This is a genomic window from Sphingomonas sp. DC5200-1, assembly GCF_049897245.1.
Taxonomy (GTDB): domain Bacteria; phylum Pseudomonadota; class Alphaproteobacteria; order Sphingomonadales; family Sphingomonadaceae; genus Sphingomonas; species Sphingomonas aquatilis.
Map to the genome: position 1 here is coordinate 470,546 of NZ_JAFCVW010000001.1, position 21,639 is coordinate 492,184.

The 21,639-nt window shown below is 66.5% G+C and carries 22 protein-coding genes; 10 read left to right on the top strand and 12 right to left on the bottom strand.

Annotated elements, in window-relative coordinates:
- The first annotated feature begins 71 nt into the window (after positions 1-71).
- Positions 72-539 (top strand): Hsp20 family protein, encoded by a 468-nt coding sequence (locus ACP7A3_RS02180; RefSeq protein WP_426254804.1) that lies wholly within the window; start codon positions 72-74, stop codon positions 537-539.
- A 291-nt stretch (positions 540-830) separates the two neighbouring features.
- Here the strand turns inward: ACP7A3_RS02180 and ACP7A3_RS02185 are convergent, their stop codons facing one another.
- From ACP7A3_RS02185 to ACP7A3_RS02195, 3 genes are all read right to left on the bottom strand, one after another.
- Complete coding sequence (locus ACP7A3_RS02185) at positions 831-1,064, bottom strand: hypothetical protein (protein ID WP_018250831.1); 234 nt, start codon at positions 1,062-1,064, stop codon at positions 831-833.
- A gap of 325 nt (positions 1,065-1,389) precedes the next feature.
- Positions 1,390-2,400: a polysaccharide deacetylase family protein gene (locus tag ACP7A3_RS02190; protein ID WP_426254805.1), complete on the bottom strand. Its 1,011-nt coding sequence runs from the start codon at positions 2,398-2,400 to the stop codon at positions 1,390-1,392.
- Positions 2,401-2,403: 3 nt separating this feature from the next.
- A complete protein-coding gene (locus ACP7A3_RS02195; RefSeq protein WP_426254806.1) occupies positions 2,404-4,173 on the bottom strand; it encodes a histidine kinase dimerization/phospho-acceptor domain-containing protein in 1,770 nt (589 codons plus the stop codon).
- A gap of 196 nt (positions 4,174-4,369) precedes the next feature.
- Here ACP7A3_RS02195 and ACP7A3_RS02200 point away from each other — a divergent pair, with 196 nt between their 5' ends.
- Positions 4,370-4,837: an Lrp/AsnC family transcriptional regulator gene (locus ACP7A3_RS02200; protein ID WP_017978616.1), complete on the top strand. Its 468-nt coding sequence runs from the start codon at positions 4,370-4,372 to the stop codon at positions 4,835-4,837.
- 242 nt (positions 4,838-5,079) lie between these two features.
- On the opposite strand, the gene ACP7A3_RS02205 is transcribed toward ACP7A3_RS02200, so the two are convergent.
- A complete protein-coding gene (locus ACP7A3_RS02205; protein WP_426254807.1) occupies positions 5,080-6,384 on the bottom strand; it encodes a hypothetical protein in 1,305 nt (434 codons plus the stop codon).
- Between the two features lie 165 nt (positions 6,385-6,549).
- Between ACP7A3_RS02205 and yaaA the strand changes: the two genes are divergently transcribed.
- From yaaA to ACP7A3_RS02235, 6 genes are all read left to right on the top strand, one after another.
- Positions 6,550-7,290 (top strand): peroxide stress protein YaaA, encoded by a 741-nt coding sequence (gene yaaA / locus ACP7A3_RS02210; RefSeq protein ID WP_426254808.1) that lies wholly within the window; start codon positions 6,550-6,552, stop codon positions 7,288-7,290.
- A complete protein-coding gene (locus ACP7A3_RS02215; protein WP_426254809.1) occupies positions 7,287-7,988 on the top strand; it encodes an SDR family NAD(P)-dependent oxidoreductase in 702 nt (233 codons plus the stop codon). The genes yaaA and ACP7A3_RS02215 overlap by 4 nt, the downstream gene beginning before the upstream one ends.
- Positions 7,989-8,228: 240 nt before the next feature.
- On the top strand, positions 8,229-8,528 hold the full coding sequence (locus ACP7A3_RS02220) for a hypothetical protein (RefSeq protein WP_147036171.1): 300 nt from the start codon (positions 8,229-8,231) through the stop codon (positions 8,526-8,528).
- Between the two features lie 109 nt (positions 8,529-8,637).
- A complete protein-coding gene (gene gyrA, locus ACP7A3_RS02225) occupies positions 8,638-11,460 on the top strand; it encodes a DNA gyrase subunit A (protein WP_426254810.1) in 2,823 nt (940 codons plus the stop codon).
- Entirely contained in the window at positions 11,457-11,810 is a 354-nt protein-coding gene (locus ACP7A3_RS02230; RefSeq protein ID WP_426254811.1) for a DUF952 domain-containing protein, read from the top strand. The genes gyrA and ACP7A3_RS02230 overlap by 4 nt, the downstream gene beginning before the upstream one ends.
- A gap of 96 nt (positions 11,811-11,906) precedes the next feature.
- Positions 11,907-12,491 (top strand): hypothetical protein, encoded by a 585-nt coding sequence (locus ACP7A3_RS02235; protein WP_426254812.1) that lies wholly within the window; start codon positions 11,907-11,909, stop codon positions 12,489-12,491.
- 422 nt (positions 12,492-12,913) lie between these two features.
- On the opposite strand, the gene ahcY is transcribed toward ACP7A3_RS02235, so the two are convergent.
- Positions 12,914-14,341: an adenosylhomocysteinase gene (gene ahcY, locus ACP7A3_RS02240; RefSeq protein ID WP_426254813.1), complete on the bottom strand. Its 1,428-nt coding sequence runs from the start codon at positions 14,339-14,341 to the stop codon at positions 12,914-12,916.
- A gap of 88 nt (positions 14,342-14,429) precedes the next feature.
- On the bottom strand, positions 14,430-14,990 hold the full coding sequence (locus ACP7A3_RS02245; protein ID WP_017978607.1) for a YqgE/AlgH family protein: 561 nt from the start codon (positions 14,988-14,990) through the stop codon (positions 14,430-14,432).
- A 102-nt stretch (positions 14,991-15,092) separates the two neighbouring features.
- Here ACP7A3_RS02245 and ACP7A3_RS02250 point away from each other — a divergent pair, with 102 nt between their 5' ends.
- On the top strand, positions 15,093-15,572 hold the full coding sequence (locus ACP7A3_RS02250; protein WP_043059590.1) for a peroxiredoxin: 480 nt from the start codon (positions 15,093-15,095) through the stop codon (positions 15,570-15,572).
- Positions 15,573-15,759: 187 nt separating this feature from the next.
- On the opposite strand, the gene ACP7A3_RS02255 is transcribed toward ACP7A3_RS02250, so the two are convergent.
- Positions 15,760-17,592 (bottom strand): M2 family metallopeptidase, encoded by a 1,833-nt coding sequence (locus ACP7A3_RS02255; RefSeq protein ID WP_426254814.1) that lies wholly within the window; start codon positions 17,590-17,592, stop codon positions 15,760-15,762.
- A 77-nt stretch (positions 17,593-17,669) separates the two neighbouring features.
- Positions 17,670-18,431 carry an alpha/beta fold hydrolase gene (locus ACP7A3_RS02260; RefSeq protein WP_426254815.1) on the bottom strand — a complete coding sequence of 254 codons (762 nt, stop codon included), beginning with the start codon at positions 18,429-18,431 and terminating at the stop codon, positions 17,670-17,672.
- Between the two features lie 325 nt (positions 18,432-18,756).
- Between ACP7A3_RS02260 and ACP7A3_RS02265 the strand changes: the two genes are divergently transcribed.
- Positions 18,757-19,014, top strand: a complete 258-nt coding sequence (locus ACP7A3_RS02265) for a hypothetical protein (protein WP_426257127.1) — start codon at positions 18,757-18,759, stop codon at positions 19,012-19,014.
- Positions 19,015-19,028: 14 nt separating this feature from the next.
- Here ACP7A3_RS02265 and ACP7A3_RS02270 read toward each other — a convergent pair whose 3' ends face one another.
- The 4 genes from ACP7A3_RS02270 to ACP7A3_RS02285 all read right to left on the bottom strand — a co-directional run bounded on the left by ACP7A3_RS02270 (position 19,029) and on the right by ACP7A3_RS02285 (position 21,518).
- Positions 19,029-19,436, bottom strand: a complete 408-nt coding sequence (locus ACP7A3_RS02270; RefSeq protein WP_426254817.1) for a type II toxin-antitoxin system VapC family toxin — start codon at positions 19,434-19,436, stop codon at positions 19,029-19,031.
- Positions 19,433-19,678 (bottom strand): FitA-like ribbon-helix-helix domain-containing protein, encoded by a 246-nt coding sequence (locus ACP7A3_RS02275; protein WP_426254818.1) that lies wholly within the window; start codon positions 19,676-19,678, stop codon positions 19,433-19,435. The genes ACP7A3_RS02270 and ACP7A3_RS02275 overlap by 4 nt, the downstream gene beginning before the upstream one ends.
- A gap of 32 nt (positions 19,679-19,710) precedes the next feature.
- Positions 19,711-20,739 (bottom strand): aspartate-semialdehyde dehydrogenase, encoded by a 1,029-nt coding sequence (locus ACP7A3_RS02280; RefSeq protein ID WP_020486479.1) that lies wholly within the window; start codon positions 20,737-20,739, stop codon positions 19,711-19,713.
- 62 nt (positions 20,740-20,801) lie between these two features.
- Positions 20,802-21,518: an MgtC/SapB family protein gene (locus ACP7A3_RS02285; protein WP_426254819.1), complete on the bottom strand. Its 717-nt coding sequence runs from the start codon at positions 21,516-21,518 to the stop codon at positions 20,802-20,804.
- Positions 21,519-21,639: the final 121 nt, after the last annotated feature.

Here is a 21,639-nt window from a genome sequence, read left to right on the forward strand (position 1 = left end):
GATGGGCCATGCGCCGGCATCGCACCGTTGTGGATGCCGTCGTTCAACTCGCTTCATTCGGAGGATTTGACATGCGACTCGACCTGACCCCCTATCGCCGCTCGACCATCGGTTTCGACCGTCTGTTCGATATGCTGGAAAGCAACGCGCGCGCCGCGACGGCGGAAAACTACCCGCCGTTCAACCTCGAACGGATCGCTGACGACCGTTACCGGATCACGCTCGCCGTCGCCGGATTCAGCCGCGACGAGATCGAGATCACGGCGCAGCAGAACCTGCTGCTCGTCGCTGGCAAGAAGGACGACAAGGCGGCCAACACCAACTTCCTGCACATTGGCATCGCCAACCGCAGCTTCGAGCGTCGCTTCGAACTCGCCGACTTCGTGTTCGTCGAGGATGCGCGGCTTAACGATGGCCTGCTCGTGATCGATCTGGTCCGCGAAGTGCCGGAAGCGATGAAGCCGAAGAGCATCGCGATTAAGACCGGTGCGCCGCTGGCCGCCGTCGACACAAACGCGGACGCCGCCAAGGCTGCGTAAGCCGACGTAGCACTTCCTTAGAGGTGATCAGGGGCGCTCGGATCGTACGGTCCGGGCGCCTTGTTTATGCTGCGAACCGATTTGCCCGACGGCGTCGATCCACGGCAACGCCGTCACCCGGTGATCGGCTAACCGGTTGGATGGCCGACGATCGCAACGCCGCTTCAGTTCGTCACTTTGGACCGTCTGAAACGGCCCCAGAATCAACAAGGGGAGCCGAAGCCCCCCTTGCCTTTAAAGTCATGTCGATCGGCGAGCGTCTTGGGAACTCCGCCGGATCGTCAGAAACTCTTAATTGCTGTCGCCGCTGTCAGCGACGATCACGATGCCGGCAACGACGGCAGCCGCCGCGACCAGGGCAACGATCAGACCGCCACCGGCCAGTTCGTTCTTCTTCGCCGACGCCGAACCGGTGCGGACCGACTTGGCAACCGACAGGCTCGCGGCGGGGTTCGACGGAGCGGCCGCAGCGGGGGCCACGGCGAGAGCGGCTGCAGCGACAGCCATCAGATACTTGGCAACCATGATGGTCCCCTCTTTGGTAGGTTGAGATGCTCCAATGACAAATAATTCATCGAATTCAAGGTAAAATCGCCGCATCGCCCAAAAGGCAGGCGCCAGTGTTGCAAATGTACCAAGCAAGTCGGCAGCATCTGCTCTAGTGTTACTGTCTCGTGACGGCGAGCGTTATCCCAGCGAATGATGACCGCGCATCGTCCTATTTGCATGTGCGCGCATCTGGCCGAACAAGCCGCACCGGACGTTTATCGGCGTCGATGTCGGGCGTACCCAGTCTTCGGTTTTGCCCCTGTCACCGCAAATCCGCCTGCAATACGCCCCCTGCGGCGCGTCATACCTGGCCGTCGGCAGCCGCCAACATCGCCTCCAGCGTCGTCGGTCTCACCTCGAGCGCATCCAGTTCGGCGAACATCCGATCCCACCAATGCCAAAACCGGTCGAGATCGCGAGCATCGCGCACATAGGGCGTGTGCCCCGGTTCCAGCGACGGCGAATGGAAGGAGAAGGTGAGCAGCCGCTGCCCCTCGTCGCGCACCGCGATCCGCACCGCGGCCAAGGCCTGCTCGATCGGCATGTCCTCCGGCGTCAGCGCGACTCGCTGCAACAACCCACTTCGTGCCGCGATGCCGCGCCCGTGCGGCACCCGCCCCAGCACCGGATAAAGCCCAGCGCCGTGATCGCGCAGCGCGCCGGTGAACACGCTGGTCAACGGCACCTCGATCAACGATCCCAATCGATAGGCCTCGCTGCCGATCCGGCTGAAATCCGGCCCGCCATCCGCCGAATAGTCATAGCGCGCACGGATCGACGTTTCGACGCGATAGCCCCGCTCGGCCAACAGCTCTGCCGTATCCGGGCCGATGCCGTACCGACCCGCACGATAGACGATCGGCGCAGCACCGAACGCCGCGCCCAGCACATTGGTCAACACATCCAGCTTCGCCGCCTGTGCGGCCCGCGGCAAATTGCCCGGATAGCTGTCGCCCGGCGATGGCACACCAAATGGCGGCGTGACCCAGGAATGCAGCTGCGCTCCGATCGTCGATCGCCCGTCCGCCACGACGTCCCGCAGGATCGCCACCGCCTCGGTATCGCTCGCCACCGGATGGTCGACGAGGCAGACCAGCCCCACGCCCCGATCCGCAAAGCGCGCATGCGCCGCCGGCAGCGCCCGCATCGCCGTCACCGACCGATGCCGCGCCTCCAGCGGAGCGGACCAGTCGAACTCCTCCTCGACGTCGACGAACACGAGGAACCGAGTGCCGAAGCTCTCCGGCCAGCGAATCAGCGTGTCGACCGTCGGGGCGGGCGGCCGGTACGGCGGGATAGTGCCTCGTCGCACGGGTCAGTTGGCCGCCTGCTCCATCCCCTCTTGTACGGCGGCAGGCAGGCGCAGTGTCAACAGATGGTCACCGAAGATCAACGCGCCGCCCATCTCGCTCGCCAGGTTGCGCGCCAGCCGCAGCGCGAAGCCCGCGCCCAGCAGCGGCGCGCCCTCCTCTCCGGCATCGGCATCGATGCTGAGCAACGCGTCTTCACCGCCGGTGCCCAGCGCGTGCGGGCGCGCGAAGCACAGCGCCACCTGCCCTGCCGGCGCGGGCGCTTCGGCGATATCGATCCGTTCCCCGGCAACGGCGGCAGAGGTCAAGGTGGCGAGCAAGCGCGACAGCAGCCGCTCCATCGCCCGATCGTCGGCGAGCGCGGCATGATCGCCCATCGGATGGATGTCGAGCGCCGTCCCGCGCAGCGCCGCCAGCGGCGCCAGATCGGTCGCGATCCGTTCCAGCAGCGGCTCGATCGCGACGGCCCGCGGGCGCAGTTCCAGCGCGCGGCCTTCGATCCGCGCCGCGGTATCCAGATCCTCGATCGCCGCGATCAGCCCATCGGCGTGGCGGCGGATCGTCGCGGCGTGGTCGCGATAGACGGGCGATACCGGCCCCAGCAGCTGCGCCTCGATCAGCTCGGCAAAGCCCGAAATCGCGTTGGTCGGCGTCCGCAATTCATGCACCAGCTGGCGCAGCGAATCGGACGCGCCGCTACCCTGCACAGGCCGTCCCGCGTCCTCGTCGCTGCGCGGTCGGCGGGCGATCGCGGCATAGCCGGTGAAGCGGCCCGTCGCGGCATCGAATTGCGGCTCGCCCGTCACCCGCCATGCGCCGCCCGCGTCCGACGATCCTCCGACGTCGAGCCGCACGTCCGCGAAGCGCTGCCGCTGGCGGAACGCGCCGTTGATGCCGGCATCGATGCGGACCACGCCCTGCGGTGCCCCCACCGCCAACGACACGCCGATCAGCGGCCCGCGCGTCACGCCGTCCACCGCACAGATCACGCCGGCACTGTCGGTATCGAAGCGGAAGCAAGTGGCAGGCGCCTGCTCCACTGCCTCGGCGGGTGCCGCCAGCGGTTCGCGCTGGCGCTGGAAGGCATCGATGCGCGCGACGACGTCGGCAATCTGAAACCCGCCGGCCGCGATCGGCCGCGGCTCCGGCGGCGCAAAGGCGACCGTCGGCATCGCGACCACGCGGGGAGCGACAACGATCGGCTCGGCTTCGACCGGCGCAGGGAGCGGCGCGGTTACGACGGGCTTGGGCTTCGGCGCGTCCACCACGGGCGTCGGCGCGGCCGCCGGCTCCACCTCAGCGGGCCCAACATCCGACGCGACCGGCGTCGGTGGGACATCGGCCGCCGCATCGGTCAGAACGAAATCGACCGATCCGAAGCTCTCGAGCGCCCGCTCCACCGCAGCGGGCAGGTCACGCCGATGGCGCAGCAACGCCCGCCCCTGCGGCGACAGGCGCGACAGCAGTGCAATCCACGTATCCGCGTCCAGCGTCACCGTGCGCAGCAACGGCGCCGCGACCGCAAAGGCATCTTCCGCGAACAGCCCGACAAGCGCCGCCGGCGGCGTCGCAAAGGCGAGCGCCCGCGCACTGGCAGAGCGCACCGCCAGCGGCACCGCCTGCCGCAACAGGCGCAGCCGCGCCAGGCCCGGCTCGTCCGCCGCGATCCGTCCGCGCCCCATCAGGTCGACGAGCTGCCGCCACGCCGACTGCGCGCCGAAGCCGCTGTCCATGTCGGCGGAAAGCACCGTCTTGAGGCTGTCGTCGAAGCGCACGCTCACTCCCGGAAGGCGTTACGCCAGCGGGGCGCAACACCGATTCCTTAACGAGCCGGAGTCGCAGGGGAAACAGGTGATTTTTCGACTGTCGGCAGGCCGTCGCAAAGTGGGACAATTGCGTTGCGCCGCAATTTTCTTATGCTTAGAGGAAATCGCCGATATCGTTCGGCGCGTCTTAGGAGTGGCTCACGCAATGTCGTTCGATCGGATCGATCGTCAAATCCTCGCTCATCTGCAACAGGATGGGCGCATGACCAACGTCGAGCTCGCCGAACGCGTCGGCCTCACCGCGCCGCCCTGCCTGCGCCGCGTCCGCGCGCTGGAGGAAGCGGGTGTGATCCGCGGCTATCACGCCGATCTCGATCCCGCCAGCCTCGGATTCCCGATCACCGTCTTTGCGATGGTGTCGCTGCGCAGCCAAGCGGAGCACGACCTCGCCGCCTTCGAAACGCATGTCGCCGACATTCCCGAAGTGCGCGAATGCCATATGCTCAACGGCGAAATCGACTTCATCCTGAAGATCGTCGCCAGTGATCTCAAGAGCTTCCAGGAAATCCTGACCACCCACCTGACGCCGGCACCCAATGTCGCCAGCGTCAAGACCTCGCTGACGATCCGCACCGCCAAATCGACCTCCGGCATTCCCGTCTCGGTCGACTGATCCTCCCGCGATGAGGGGGTGACGCCTCGCATCCTGAGCGCCCCGCGTCCTCCCGATCCGCCATCCCAGCGCAGGCTGGGATCTCCCCGTTGGCGCACGAACCAGGCGCCGCGAAAGACCCCAGCCTGCGCCGAGGTCACGAAGGTCCCGAAGCGAAGGCGACGGTCACCGCCGCCACCACCCGCAACGAAAAAGGGCGGCCCGTCGCCGGACCGCCCCCTCTCATTCCATCGCCGCCGCGATCACGCCGCCGGAGCGGGCGCCGAACCCACCTGCGTCCAGGTGTTCCACAGCGCCGCGATGCCCGCGCGGGGCTGACCCGTCACCGCACCGAAGGCCGCCTGTGCGCCGGCCTTGTCGCCCGACTTGGCGAGCGCGATGCCGAGGCGCGTGTTCACCTCGTTCGCATCGACGCCACCCTTCGACAGCGCCGCACGATACAGCTCCGCCGCCTTGGCATAGTTGTTCTGGCCCAGATAGGCATCGGCGGTCGCCGAGGCGATCTTGCCGTCCTTCGACGCCAACGCGGTCTTCTCGCTCGACGCCAGCGAACCGTCGCGCTGGATCGCGGTGTTCGCCGCGGCCAGCTGGCTCTTTGCATAGGTGCTGCTCGCCGGGATCTTGCCCGACGCCATGCCTTCCTTCAGCACGGCAGCCGCTTCGTACGGATTGCCGCGGTCGCTGACCATGCGGGCATAATCCTCATAGCTCGACTGGTCCGGCATCGCGCCGGCCGCGCGCAGCAGGCGGTACAGATCCAGCGTCTGCGCCTTGTCGGGCGTCGCGATGCTGTTCTGCGCGAAGGCATATTGCAGGATCACGTCGCGCCACGTCTTCGCATTCGGGAAGGCGGCGGCGTACTTCTGCATCCACGCCAGCGTCTCCGGCGCCATCTTCTTGTTGTTCGCGGTCGCGATCGCAAAGCGATAATAGGATTCCGGCACGGCCTGACCCGCCGCCTTCTGCGCGGTGATATAGCGGTCGAGGTCGGCCAGGCCGCCCGCGACGTCACCCGCCTGCACCTTCACCTTGGCGAGCTGCAGATCGAAATCGGGGCTGTTGAAGCCCGCTTCCTTCGCCTTGGTGAAATATTGCGACGCGACCGCATACTGGCCGCCGTTGAACGCGAGCTGCCCGCGGCGGAACAGATATTTGCCGCGATCGGCCGCCGGCGTGTTTGCCGCCGCGATCAGCGCGTCGAGCGGCTTGGCGAGCGCGGTCTCATTCAGCGGCGCATTCGGGTTCGCCTGCTGCGCCAGCACCAGCTTGGTGTTTTCCAGGTCGTAGCGCAGCGCTGCGGCCACATACTTGTCGTCGTCGGTGGTGGCGGCCGCCTCGATCTGCGCGACCAGCGGCTCGGCCGTCGCAACGTCCTTCGCCTTCACGGCCTGCTGCGCATTGTAGGCGATCGCCTGCACCGGCTTGCTGAGCTTGAAGCCCGGCGCCTGCTGCTCTTCCTTCTTGGCCATCGCCGGGGCGACGAACGCGAAGCCACTCACACCGGTAGCGAGCACCGCGGCCAGCGCGAGCTTCGAAAGGGTCTTCATGCTAACTCTCTCTCCGACAATTGGGGCATCGCTGCCGCTAACGTACGCGCGGCCTGTAACCGGCCGCCGCAGCGGGTACAAGCGACGCCGGGGACTGATCCCGCAGTGGCTTGAAGCCCGTGAACGGGAATTGAACGGTGGCCGAAGGCGCAGTACCGGACCAGCATGATCGCCGTCCTTTCCCCCGCCAAGACCCTCGATTACGAGACGCCGCTGCCCGATTTGGGTTCCACGCGGCCCCGCTTTGATTCCGAAGCGGCCACGCTCGCCGCCGCCGCGTCGCACCTGACGCAGAAACGCCTGTCGGACCTGATGAAGATCTCGCCCGCGCTGGCGAAGCTCAATGCCGACCGTTTTCGCGATTTTCCCGAGGCGCCCGAGCGGCCGGCGATGTTCGCCTTCGCCGGCGACGTCTACACCGGCCTCGACGCGCAGACGCTGGAGCCGGAGGCGGTGACGTTCGCGCAAGACCATCTGCGCCTGCTGTCGGGCCTGTACGGCTTGCTACGCCCGCTCGACGCGATGCGCCCCTACCGGCTGGAAATGGGCACCCGCTGGGCGCCACGGAAGCCCAAGCTGACCGACTGGTGGGGGGACCGCATCGCCCAGGCGCTGGCCGAGGACGTGACGGCGGAAGAGACCGGCGTCGTCCTCAATCTCGCCAGCCAGGAATATTGGGCGGCGGTCGCCGGGCGCCTCCCCGCCGGCATCCGCGTCGTCGCGGTCGATTTCCGCGAGGGCGACCGCTTCGTCAGCTTCCACGCCAAGAAGGCTCGCGGGCTGATGGCGCGCTGGATGATCGAACACCGCATCACCGATATCGACGCGATTCGCGGCTTCGACAGCGACGGCTATGCCTTCGATGCGGCGGCCAGCACCGACGATCAGTGGCGCTTCACCCGATGAGCGCCAGGGGCACCAGCGCCGTCGTCATCGGCGCCAGCGGCGGCATCGGCGCCGCGCTGGTCGAGGCCTTGCGCGACGAGGGGACGTATGACGTCGTCCACGCGCTCTCGCGCTCCGGCAGCGATCCGATCGATATCGAGGACGAAGCCAGCATCGCCGCCGCCGCTGCGCGCATTACCGCCGGACCCACGCCGGTGCTGGTGATCGTCGCCACCGGCCTGCTGCATCAGGGCGACCGCCTGCCCGAAAAGAGCTATCGCGAGCTCGATCCCGACTGGCTTGCCGCCAATCTGCGCGTCAACGCCATCGGTCCGGCGCTGATCGCCAAGCATATCCTGCCGATCATGCCCAAACAGGGCCGCACAGTCTTCGCGATCCTGTCGGCGCGGATCGGCAGCATCTCCGACAACCGTCTCGGCGGCTGGTACGGCTATCGCATGGCGAAGGCGGCGGCGAACCAGCTCGTCCGCACGCTCAGTATCGAGGACAAGCGCCGCAACGATCGCAGCATCATCGTCGGCCTCCACCCCGGCACGGTCGACACCGCTCTGTCCAAGCCGTTCCAGGCCAACGTCCGCCCCGGCACGCTCTTCACCCCCGACCGCGCCGCCTCGCAATTGCTCGACGTGATCGACGGACTGAAGGCCCCCGACACCGGCCGCCTGTTCGACTTCGAATGCAAGGAAATCGCGCCCTAGCGGGGACGACGCTCCACCAACCCACCGTCACCCCGGACTTGATCCGGGGTCCCGCTCCTTCTTCTACTACGCCCAACAAAAGCGGGCCCCGGATCCAGTCCGGGGTGACGAGCCGCGAAGTGCCCACCCCCAACATGACGAAAACGTCATGATGCGGCCATCCCGTTGTTATTCCACGGGGCGCATCCCCTGCATCACGACGCCATCCCGTTGCGTCCGTTCAAGGTGGAGAGGAACCCCATGAAGACGTCCCTGCCCTTCGTCCTGCTTGCGACCGCCTCGCTCTGCTGCGGCTCCGCGGCGATGGCCACCGGCGCGCAGATGCAGGCCAAGACCCAGGCCAAGACGGTCGCCACCAGCAAGACGACCACCACCACCAAGCCTGCGGTCGGCAAGCCCACTGCCACCACCCGGACGACGACCAAGACCGCCGTCGCCGCCAACGGCCGCATGGTCACCACCAAGACCAGCACGGGCAAGACGATCACCTACAATTGCAGCAAGGCCGGCAACGCCAACAAGGCCGCCTGCAAAAAGTAACGCTCTATAGGCCCGCGCGCGTACGCGTGTGCGTACGCGCGCGTGACTTTCGGTACGGATGCCCCTAAACCGGGGCCATACATCTGTAACAATCCGAAAGCGTCACACCTTGGCCGACGAGACCACCCTCGCCGAACCCCCCGCCCATCCCGAGGGCATTTCGACGATCTCGATCGTCGACGAGATGAAGTCGAGCTATCTCGACTATGCGATGAGCGTCATCGTCGCGCGCGCGCTGCCCGACGTGCGCGACGGCCTGAAGCCGGTCCACCGCCGCATCCTGTTCTCCGCGCAGGAAAGCGGCTTCTTCTTCAACCGGCCCTACCGCAAATCCGCCCGCATCGTCGGTGACGTGATCGGTAAATATCACCCGCACGGCGACACCGCGATCTACGACGCCTTGGCGCGCATGACGCAGGACTGGTCGATGCGGCTGCCGCTGATCGACGGCCAGGGCAACTTCGGCTCGATGGACCCCGATCCGCCCGCCGCGATGCGCTACACCGAAGCGCGCCTCGCCCGCGCCGCCAATTACCTGATGGAGGATCTCGACAAGGATACCGTCGATTTCCAGCCGAACTACGACGCGTCGGAACGCGAGCCGCAGGTCCTGCCGGCGCGCTTCCCCAACCTGCTCGTCAACGGCGCCGGCGGCATCGCGGTCGGCATGGCCACCAACATCCCGCCGCACAACCTCGGCGAAGTCGTCGATGCCTGCCTCGCCTATATCGACAAGACGATGGCCGGCGAATCGATCAGCATCGACGAGCTGATCGAGATCGTCCCAGGCCCCGATTTCCCCACCGGCGCGATCATCCTCGGCAAGGCCGGCGCCCGTTCGGCCTATCACACCGGCCGTGGCTCGATCATCGTCCGCTCGCGCCACGTGATCGAGGAAGGCCGCGGCGACCGCCGGTCCATCGTCCTCACCGCCATCCCGTTCCAGCAAGGCAAGAACGCGCTCGTCGAAAAGATCGCAGAGGCGGCGAGGGACAAGCGGATCGAGGGCGTCAGCGACATCCGCGACGAATCGAACCGCGAAGGCGTGCGCATCGTCATCGACCTGAAGCGCGATGCGACCCCCGAAGTCGTCCTCAACCAGCTGTGGCGCCACACGCCGGCGCAAGGGTCCTTCCCCGCCAACATGCTCGCGATCCGCGGCGGTCGGCCGGAGACGCTGAACCTCAAGGACATCATCCAGGCGTTCGTCCAGTTCCGCGAACAGGTCATCACCCGCCGCTCGAAGTTCGAGCTGAACAAGGCACGCGACCGCGCCCATATCCTGCTTGGCCTGGTGATCGCGGTCACCAACCTCGATGAGGTCGTCCGCATCATCCGCGGCTCGTCCAGCCCCGCCGAGGCGCGCGCCGCGCTGCTCGCGCGCGAATGGCCGATCTCAGAGATCGCGCCCTACCTCAGCCTCGTCGAGGCGGTCGAAGGCGAGCAGGTCGGCGACGGCTACAAGCTCAGCGATACGCAGGTCCGGGCGATCCTCGACCTGCGCCTCCACCGCCTGACCGCGCTCGGCCGCGACGAGATCGGCGACGAGCTGAAGGGCCTCGCCGAATCGATCGCCGCGCTGCTTGAAATCCTCGGAAACCGCGCCCGCCTGTACGAGGTGATGCGCGAGGAGCTGGTCGACGTCCGCTCGATCTTCGCGACCCCGCGCCGCACGGAGATCGCCGCCGCCGCCGACGGCATCGACGACGAAGACCTGATCGAACGCGAAGAGATGGTCGTCACCGTCACCGTGCAGGGCTATATCAAGCGCACCCCCCTCGACGCCTTCCGCGCGCAGAAGCGTGGCGGCAAGGGCCGCGCCGGCATGGCGACCAAGGATGAGGATGCGATCACCAACCTGTTCGTGACGAGCACGCACACGCCGGTGCTGTTCTTCTCGACCGCCGGCAAGGTGTATCGCATGAAGGTGTGGCGCCTGCCCGAAGGCGGGCCGGCGACGCGCGGCCGCCCGATGATCAACCTGCTGCCGCTGGCGCCGGGCGAGACGATCTCCACCGTCCTGCCGCTGCCTGAGGACGAAGGCCGCTGGGGCGACCTGCACGTCATGTTCGCGACCGCCAACGGCACCGTGCGCCGCAACGCGATGGACGCCTTCGCCAACATCCCCTCGAACGGCAAGCTCGCCATGCGCTTCGACGAGGGCAGCGAGGACCGGCTGATCGGCGTCGCCGTGCTCACCGAAAGCGACGACGTCCTGCTCGCGACCAAGGCGGGCAAAGCGATCCGCTTCGCCGCCACCGACGTGCGCGAATTCCAGAGCCGCACCTCCACCGGCGTCCGCGGCGTCAGCCTCGCCGAGGGCGATGCGGTCATCAGCCTGTCGATCCTGCGCGGCTTCGCGGCGACGACCGAAGAGCGCGAGGCCTATCTGAAGGCCGCCCCGTGGAAGGAAGGCGAGCGCGAGATGTCGCTCAGTCCCGAACGCATGGCCGAATTCGAAGCGGCGGAAGAGTTCATCCTCACCGTCACCCAGAACGGCTATGGCAAGCGTACCTCGGCCTTCGAATATCGCCGCACCAACCGTGGCGGCCAGGGCATCACCAACATCGTGTCGGCGGGTCGCAACGGCCCCGTCGTCGCCAGCTTCCCCGCGCATTCTGGCGAGCAGCTGATGCTGGTGACCGATCAGGCGAAGCTCATTCGCATGTCGGTCGGCGACGTCCGCGTTACGGGCCGTAACACGCAGGGCGTGACGCTGTTCAGCGTGGCGAAGGACGAGCATGTCGTCTCCGCCGCCCGGATCGACGAGGAGGAAGAGCCCGAGAACGAGGCGGAGGCGATCGTCGCCGACGAGATCGGCGACGCGCCTGCGACCTCCGCCGATGACGCCTTGGTCGTCGACGACGGCACCGGCCCGGCGACGATGGACGAACGCGTCGACGAGAGCGACGATGGCGAGGAGGGCGCATGAGCGCCCTCCCCCTCGTCGCCTATAAGGTGCTGACCGCGGAGCAGATGGCCGCGCTGGAACGGGACGGCAGTTTCGCCGGCGCGCCGGTCGACCTGGCGGATGGCTACATCCACATGTCGACCGCTGCGCAGCTGACCGAGACGGTCGACAAGCATTTCGCCGGGCAAAGCGACCTGCACGTCGCCGCGGTCGACCTCGGCAGCTTCGGCGCATCGTTGAAGTGGGAGGAAGCCCGCGGTGGCCAGCTGTTCCCGCACCTCTACGGTCCGCTGCCGCTGGAGGCCGTCTTGGGCTACGGTCCGCTGAAGCGTGCCGAAGACGGGACGGTTCGTCTGCCCATAACCAGTTGATCCGAAAGGACACTCGCCTCGCCGCCAAAAACGGGCGGAACCGCATCCGAAATCCCATCGTTACTTTGTCACAACGAGCAACAATGGAGACACTCGATGCGTACCTTGGCCCTGACGATCGGCACCCTGATGCTGATGCCCGCCGCGGCTGTGGCACAACAGGCTCCGGCCGCCGGCGCGACCGCGCAGGCCGGTGCCAGCGCGACCGCGACCACCCCGACGGTCGGCGCCACGATCTATGACAGCGCGGGCGTCTCGCTGGGCACCGTCGCCAGCGTCACGCCGCAGGCGATCGTCCTCAACACCGGCACCGCGCAGGTGCCCGTGCCGCCGGCCTCGATCGGCAAGACCGAGAAGGGCTTCGCCATGGCGATGACCAAGGCGCAACTCGACGCGGCGATCGCCAGCTCGCAGGCGCAGGCCCAGGCCGCGGTGAAGGCGAAGCTCGTCCCCGGCACCGCCGTGACCGGCCTCGGCGGCGCGGCACTCGGCACGATCAAGTCGGCCGACGCCGAATTCGTGACGCTCAATACCGCCAAGGGTGAGGTGAAGCTGCCGATCAACGGCTTCAGCGCCGACGCCAGCGGCAAGGTGATCGTCGGCATCACCGCCGCGCAGCTTGCCGCCGCAACCGCCGCCTCGGCAACCGGCGCCGCCACCAGCAGCGCCGCGCCGAAGTAAGGCCTTGGGGGCGGGCCACCGCCCCCATCGGTCCGGCGCAAGCCCGCGGACTATTCGTAGCTCCCGCAGGCCGATCGACATTCAGCGTGTTGACAAAAAATCCTCCCCCGCAAGGGGGAGGTGGCATGCCGCAGGCATGACGGAGGGGGAGGTCAGGGTAGCGTCCTGTTTGGAAACACTCCCGTGTCCGCCCCCTCCGTCACCGCCTCCGGCGGCGCCACCTCCCCCTGGCGGGGGAGGAATTACGCGTATTCCCAGCGAAGGTCGGGATCTCCCCGTTAAGGGGCATTGCAAGAGCCGCTGCAAGCACTAGCCTACACTGGGGTGACGGCGGGGACATACCAGACAACAAAAAAGGGGCGGCACCTCGCGGTGTCGCCCCTCTTCGTATCCGCAGCACCCGATACCGGGCGCCGTCCGGATCAGTAGCGGTAATGATCCGGCTTGAACGGACCTTCCACCGGCACGCCGATGTACGCCGCCTGCTTCTCGCTCAGCTTCGACAGCTGGACGCCCAGCTTTTCGAGGTGGAGCGCAGCGACCTTCTCGTCGAGGTGCTTCGGCAGGACGTACACTTCGTTCTTGTAGTTCTCGCCCTTGGTCCACAGCTCGATCTGAGCGAGCGTCTGGTTGGTGAACGAGGCCGACATCACGAACGACGGGTGGCCGGTCGCGCAGCCCAGGTTCACCAGGCGGCCCTTGGCCAGCACGATGATCTGCTTGCCGTCCGGGAATTCGACCAGGTCGGTGCCGGGCTTCACTTCGGTCCACTTGTAGTTCGACAGCGCCGCGATCTGGATCTCGCTGTCGAAGTGGCCGATGTTGCAGACGATCGACATGGGCTTCATCGCCTTCATGTGATCGGCGGTGATGACGTCGGCGTTGCCGGTGGCGGTGACGAAGATGTCGGCGCGCTTCACGGCCTCATCCATGGTCACGACCTCGAAGCCCTCCATCGCCGCCTGCAGGGCGCAGATCGGGTCGATTTCGGTCACGAGCACGCGCGCACCGCCGTTGCGGAGCGACTGGGCCGAGCCCTTGCCCACGTCGCCGAAACCGGCGACCGCGGCGACCTTGCCCGCCAGCATGACGTCGGTGGCGCGACGGATCGCGTCGACCAGCGATTCCTTGCAACCGTACAGGTTGTCGAACTTCGACTTGGTGACCGAGTCGTTGACGTTGATCGCCGGGAAAGGCAGCTCGCCCTTCTTGGCGATCTCGTACAGGCGGTGAACGCCGGTCGTCGTCTCTTCGCTGACGCCCTTCAGGTTCTTGACGGTCTCGGTCAGATAGCCCGGCTTCTTGGCGATGAACGCCTTCACCGAACGCTGGAACTCGACTTCCTCTTCATTCTCCGGCTCGCCGAAGGTCTGGCCGGCTTCGAGCTTCGCGCCCCACAGCGCGAACATGGTCGCATCGCCGCCGTCGTCCAGGATGATGTTGGCGGTCTGGCCCTCGACGTCGCCGTCCCAGGTGAAGATGTCGCCGACATAATCCCAATATTCGGCCAGGCTCTCACCCTTCACCGCGAACACCGGCACGCCCGTCGCGGCGATCGCGGCGGCGGCATGGTCCTGCGTCGAGAAGATGTTGCACGTCGCCCAGCGCACGTCGGCGCCGAGCGCGGTCAGCGTCTCGATCAGCACGGCGGTCTGGATCGTCATGTGCAGCGAACCGGTGATGCGCGCGCCCTTCAGCGGCTGAGCAGCGCCGAATTCGTCGCGCAGCGCCATCAGGCCGGGCATCTCGGTTTCGGCGATCTTGATTTCGGCGCGGCCAAAATCGGCGAGGCCGATGTCCTTGATGACGTAATCGGTGTTCGTGCCGTTGGGCGCGAGCGCAGTAGCCACGTGGCATGCTCCTGAAGAGGTTTGGATGGGTTGCCCCTAGCCGCTCCGCCCCTACAGATCAAATATAAAGATATCTTTATATCTCGCGTCAGGCGGTTCCCGTGCCCACCACCAGCAGTCGCGGGTCGATCCCCGCCTTGGCGAAGGCGCTGCTCCACCGCTGCGGCGCCGGCGTGTCGAACAGCAGCGCATCGTCGCCCGCGACATGGAACCACCCCGGCTGCGACAGCTCCGCGTCGAGCTGCCCGGCCGACCAACCCGCATAGCCCAGCGCGGCGACGTAGCGCGACGGCCCCGTCCCGTCGGCGATCGCACGCAGCACGTCGATCGTGCCCGACAGCGCCCATCGCCCGGCCACCTCGACGGTGTCCTGTCCCGCCCAATCCAGCGCATGCAGCACGAAGCCGCGGCGCGGCTCGACCGGCCCCCCGAAGTGTACCGGCGCGGGTGGTGCCGCGCCGTGTGCGATCTCGAACTGGTCGAGCAGGTCGTGCAGCGTCAGCCCATCGATCGTCGCGCCGAGGCCCACGCCCAGTGCGCCGCCCGCGTCATGCGCGCACATCGCGATCACCGCATGGTCGAAACTGGGATCGGCCATGCCCGGCATCGCGAGCAGGAACTGGCCGGACAGATAAACGGGACCTTCCATAACCTTGCCACCATAACCGTCCCGCCGGACGGCGCCATGCTTGAATTCGGCGGCGATGTGGCCGACGGTCCCGCGCGCAACCTTTCTACCCGGAGACCCCTAATGACGATCACCGTCGGCGATACCATCCCCAGCGCCACCCTGACCAAGGTCACGCCAGACGGCCCAGATCAGGTCTCTACCGATGATTTCTTCCGCGGTCGCACCGTCGCGCTCTTCGCTGTGCCCGGCGCCTTCACGCCGACCTGCTCCGCCCGCCACCTGCCCGGCTTCGTCGAGAAGCGCGACGCGCTCGCCGCCAAGGGCGTGGACGAAATCGCCTGCACCTCGGTCAACGACGCCTTCGTCATGGGCGCCTGGGCCAAGTCGCAGGAGGCCGAGGGCATCACGATGCTCGCCGACGGCAATGGCGATTTCGCCAAGGCGGTCGGCCTGACGATGGACGGCAGCAAGTTCGGCATGGGCCTGCGCAGCCAGCGCTACGCGATGCTGGTCGAAGACGGCGTCGTGAAGCAACTCCACGTCGAAGCCCCCGGCGAATTCAAGGTCAGCAGCGCCGAACACCTGCTCGACGCACTCTGATGCGAAGGGGGTGGGCGACGCGCTCCGCTCAGCCCACCCACTCCGTCACCCCGGACTTGGTCCGGGGTCCACCGGGCCGCACGGGGTGGGCAAAAGGCTCAAGCCGCCCCCTCAACGCGGCATAGACCCCGGACCAAGTCCGGGGTGACGCGGCATTCGGGGCAATCGCCCCGAACACCCCACCCCATCACCAGCCCTGCGGCTTGCCCTTGTTCTGCTGGTCCAGCCACGTCTTCAGCGGCGCGAAATACTCGACCAGCGCCTTGCCCGACATCTGCCGCGTGCCGGTCATCACCTGCAGCGCATCCGGCCACGGCTTCGACTGGCCCATGCTCAGCATCGCATTCAGCTTCTCGCCGACCGCCTTGTTGCCGTAGAACGAGCAGCGGTGCAGCGGCCCCTTCCAGCCTGCCTGCTCGCAGGCCGCTTTGTAGAATTGGAACTGCAGCACCCGCGCCAGGAAATAGCGCGCATAGGGCACCGTCCCCGGAATGTGATACTTGGCGCCCGCGTCGAACTTGGTCTCGTCGCGCGCCACCGGCGGCACGATCCCCTGATATTTCAGGCGCAGCGCGTCCCAGCCCTGCTGGTACTGGCCCGGCGCGATCTTGCCCGAAAAGACGTCCCAGCGCCATTTGTCGACCAGCAGGCCGAACGGCAGGAACGCCACCTTGTCCATCGCCTGGCGCAGCAGCAGGCCGATGTCCTTGTCCGCGGCGGGCACCTGCGCCGGCTGCAACAGCCCGATCTTCACCAGATAATCTGGCGTGATCGACAGCGCGACCGTATCGCCGATCGCCTCGTGGAAGCCGTCGTTGGCGCCGTTCTTGTACAGATACGGCTGGTTCTTATACGCCCGCTGGTAGTAATTGTGGCCCAGCTCATGGTGGATCGTGACGAAATCGTCGCCGTTCACTTTGGTACACATCTTGATGCGGATATCGTCCATATTGTCGATATCCCATGCCGACGCATGGCAGATCACCTCGCGATCGGCCGGCTTCACGATCTGCGAACGCTGCCAGAACGTCTCGGGCAACGGCGCGAAGCCGATCGACGAGTAAAAGGCCTCGCCCTGTTTCACCATGCGAACCGGGTCATAGCCCTTGGCCTTCAGCAGATCGCCGGTGTCATAGCCCAGGTCGCCCGCCCCCTTGGGCGCGACGAGATCGTAGATATTGCCCCATTCCTGCGCCCACATATTGCCGAGCAGGTCGCTGCGGATCGGCCCGGTCTTGGGCTGCACGGCATCGCCATATTTCTCGTTCAACTTCCAGCGCACATAGGTGTGCAGCGACAAATAGAGCGGCTCCACCTCCTTCCAGATCTGGTCGGTCAGCGCCTCGAACTGCTGCGGCGTCATGTCATAGCCGGACCGCCACATCGCGCCGACGTCCGCGAAGCCCAGCTCCTTCGCGCCCGCGTTCGAGATCGCGGTCATCCGCGTGTAATCAGCCCGCATCGGCGCGCCGACATTGTCGTTCCAGCTGACCCACATCTCCTTCAGCTTGGCGGGATCGCGCGTCGTCCCCATCGCTGCCTCGATGTCCGATCCGTTGATCGGCTTGCCGTCCAGCGTGCCCTTGCCCTTGCCGTAGCGCGACGACATGCGCGTCGTCAGCGTCGCGAGCTCCGTCGCCGCGCCGGGCGTCGTCGGCGCAGGCAGGCCGACGCCGTTCTTCAGCAGGTCGAGCTTGCGCTTGGTGTCATAGGACAGGCCGGTCACGCCGTTGAAGCGCGCCGCGCCCTTGGCCCATTGCACCGCCTTTTCGGTCAGCTCCGCGCCCGATTTCGCCGCCAGTGCATCGGTATCGTCGGTAATATAGGTCGCGTTGACCCAGGCGGTCTGCTGCGCGGGCACCGACAGATCGGCGGCTTCCTTCTCGACCGCGGCGACATAGGCGTCGGCCTCGGCCGCGGTCGGCTTCGCCGGCGCGGCCTGGCCAGCCGGCGCGGTCTGCGCCGCGACGGGCGCGGCAAACAGCGCCGCTGCAAGCGCGGCGGTGGAAACGAGACGCATGAAAACAATCCCCTACTGACTTCTTGTCGTTGCCGACACGATGCGCGGGGGCGCCCCTTTTGGTCAAGCGCCTGCGGTCAGGCGCTCAGGAAGTCGGCCATCGTTTGGCCCAGCTCCGGCTTGGTGACCGCGCTCATGTGATTGCCGGGAATCTCGCGGAAGATCGCCTGCGGCAGCACGTCGGCCAGCGCCGCACCCGATCCATTGTCGTCGTCGTCGATCCCCGCGACGATCAGCGTCGGCACGTCGATCGCCTCGACCGCCTCGATCGGCGTATCGACGAATGTCTCGAGCACGTTGAGCAACGCGACCGGATCGCCCCCGGTCGTCTTCAGGAACGCCTCGGTCATCCATTCGCCCGACCCGCGCTCAAAACTGCCGAGGTTGGTCAGCACGTGCCGGAAGTAGCCACCGCGCCCCGCCGTGCTGACGATGCCGGTCAGCCCCATGCCCGCAATGACCGCGCGGCGCGGCCTCGCCCCGTTGGCGAGCATCCGCATCGTCGTCCGCCCCCCCAACGAATAACCGCCGAGGTCGTAATCGGTCAGCCCCAGATGCGCGATCAGCGCCATCCCGTCGCGCATCAGCGCATCCGCCGGATAGGCGGCAAGGTCATGCGGCTTGTCCGACGCCCCATGGCCGCGCAGATCCGGCATGATGACGCGAAAGCCCTTGGCCGCAATCGCGGCGGCATGGCCGTATTTGATCCAATTGACCTCCGCCGTGGAGAAATAGCCGTGGATCAAGACGACAGGCCGCCCCTCGCCCAGCTCGCGATAGGCGATGCGGGTGCCATCGAAGCTGGCGAAATACTGCGGATCGGTGGGGGAAAGGGCCAAGGGTCGTCATCCATCGGTTGCGAGCGCCACCCCACGTGGGTCGTGATCGTCCGCCTGTCCAGCACCGATCGTCCAACGGCGGTGTGGCAGCGAACCCCCACCCCAACCGTCACCCCGGACTTGATCCGGGGTCCCGCTTTAGGGCGGGCGGGGAATAGCGGGACCCCGGATCAAGTCCGGGGTGACGGAACGAGGCTATCTCAATTCGGCGTCACGAACCCCGATCCACACCCAACACAAAGCCCATCCCCAAACCTCCGCCTGCCCCTTCCCAACCTCCAAAAAAGGGCATACTCTCCCTTCAAAAGAAGCAAGGAGAGCGATGATGGACCTGCATCGGACTGGCACGGGCGACGAGAGCCTCGTGATCCTGCAAAGCCTGTTGTGCCTGTTGCGCGAAAAGAACGTGCTCAGCCGTGCCGATATCGAGGAACTCACTGAACGCGTCGCGATGCGCGCCGCCCAGGCCGAACGCGATCCCCTGCCCTGCTGCACCGAAGCCACCCGCGCCGCCGCCACCGAAATGGCCCGCATCGGGCAATATGTCGGCCAGCATTACGGCGGCAAACACCGGCGGGTGTGAGGGGGGGATCGACGTCAACCGATCAGTTCAACGTACCCGGCTAATCCCACTCGTTTTGCCGCCCGGGCCATGCCGGCATCGGCCGTCAAGACGATCGCATCAGTTCTGACAGCCAGCACAAGGTACAGGCAGTCATACACCGCATGACCTGACTGCATAGACAATGCGAAGGCCTCGTCGAGTAACGATAGCGTAGCGACCGTATCGGTCAGCAGGTCGGGCGCAGCGGTCAGACCCGCCGCCGCTGCGGCTTCGGACAGGCCATCATTCCGCACTTTTTTGGCCAGCGCGTTCGCTACTTCCACGTGGAACCAGTCGGGTGCGATCCGCTCCACCTCCCCGACTACCCGGATCAATACGGCCTCTGCACCCGGTTCGCGCGTAACCAACTTGATCGCGACGCTCGCGTCGAGAACGATCATCCCGCGTCCCGGGCCTCGCGAATATACGGGGTGCTATCGACCGCTGCCGTCTCGGGTGGAGTCATCGCCCACAGACTGTGGACCAGCGTTCGGAGTGCATCGCCATCCAACCGCACCTTAGGCCGAGCCTGTGCGAGCGCTTCGCGCAACTCGGCTTCCAAAGATCGGCCATTGGCCTTGGCGACGCGCCGGAAGTCGGCGATCAGCGCGTCGTCGAGATTGCGGATCAGCACCTGTCCCATGGGACAGATGCTATCACTCCGCTATCAGCCGCTCAACCGCCCTTCTGCAGGTGCCGCCGGCCCAGCAGTTCGGCGATCTGCACCGCGTTCAGTGCCGCACCCTTGCGCAGATTGTCGCTGACGCACCACAGCGCCAGCCCGTTCTCCACCGTCGGGTCCTCGCGCACCCGGCTGACATAGGTCGCGTCGTCGCCCGCCGCCTCGATCGGCGTGGCGTACCCACCGTCCTCATGCTTGTCGATCAGCATGATGCCCGGCGCCTCCCGCAGGATACGCTTGGCGTCCTCGGCGGAAATCTCGTTTTCGAACTCGATGTTCAGCGCCTCGGAATGGCCGACGAACACGGGCACGCGCACGCAGGTCGCGGTCACCTTGATCTTGGGATCGAGGATCTTCTTCGTCTCGACCACCATCTTCCACTCTTCCTTGGTCGATCCGTCGTCCAGGAAGCTGTCGATGTGCGGGATCACATTGAACGCGATCTGCTTGGTGAACTTCTTGGGTTCGGCCGGATCGCCGACGAAGATGTTGCGGCTCTGTTCGAACAATTCGTCCATGCCGACCTTGCCCGCACCCGACACCGACTGGTAGGTCGCAACGACGACGCGCGTGATCTTCGCCGCGTCATGCAGCGGCTTCAGCGCGACGACCATCTGCGCGGTCGAGCAATTGGGGTTGGCGATGATGTTCTTGGCGCGATAGCCGTCGATCGCATCGGCATTCACTTCCGGCACGATCAGCGGCACGTCCGGGTCCATCCGGTACAGCGACGAATTGTCGATCACGGTGCAGCCAGCGGCGGCGAACTTGGGCGCATAGACCTTGGTCGCCTCGCTGCCGATCGCGAACAGCGCCATGTCCCAGCCGGTGGGATCGAAATATTCGATATTCTGGACCTTGAGCATGCGACCGGTGTCACCATACTCGATCTCGTCGCCTTGGCTGCGGCTCGACGCCAGCACCGCGATCTCGTCCGCGGGGAAGTCGCGTTCGGCGAGGATGTTGACCATCTCGCGCCCGACATTGCCCGTCGCGCCCGCGACCACCACCCGATAACCCATCACGTCCTCCAATTCAGTGTGCGCCGCCTAATACGGTTGCGCGGAAACGTCCACCGACTTTCCTAATCGTGCGTGCTCAGCTGCCATGTCGCGTGGTCGATCCCATGCACGCGGCCCAGATGCTCGACCAATGCGTCGAGCTCCGCATCCACCACGCCGCTGCCCACCAGCGTCGCGACCAGCGCGACATGCTCGTCGTCGCGCACCTGCGTGTCGAGGTCGGCGACGGGCAATCCCGCCTCCTCGAGATGCCCGACCAGCACATCGCCCATCGGTCCCGCCGCAGCGACCGGCACGGTGATCGTCACGCTATACGTCGCCTCCACCGTGCCGCCGGCGATCGGGATCCGGTTGATCGCATCGACCAGCGGCCGCAGCGCAGTGTTGGCGAACAGCACCACGCCGGTCAGCAGCGCGGCCTCGGCGATCATGTCCGATCCGGCGATCGATCCCACCGCCGCGGAACACCAGAGCGTCGCCGCGGTGTTGAGCCCGCGGACGTTCATCCCCTCCTTCATGATCACGCCCGCACCGAGGAAGCCGATCCCCGACACGACATAAGCGATCACCCGGATCGACTCGACGTCGCCACCCAGCCGCTGACCCAGATCGACGAACGCCGCCGCCCCGATCGCGACGAGCGCATTGGTCCGCAGCCCCGCGGTCCGCTGCCGATACTGCCGCTCCGCCCCGATCGCTGTGCCGAGCACGAAGGCGGTGAGATAGCTGACGACCGTGTCGAGAAACGGCCAGAGGTGGAAGGCGGCGACGAAGTGCATGGGGTGGCGCCTTAGCGGCACCGCATGACGAAATCACGGCTCTCTCACATTCCTCCCCTGCCAGGGGGAGGTGGCGCCGCGCAGCGGTGACGGAGGGGGAGGATACGGCCGACCTCACCGT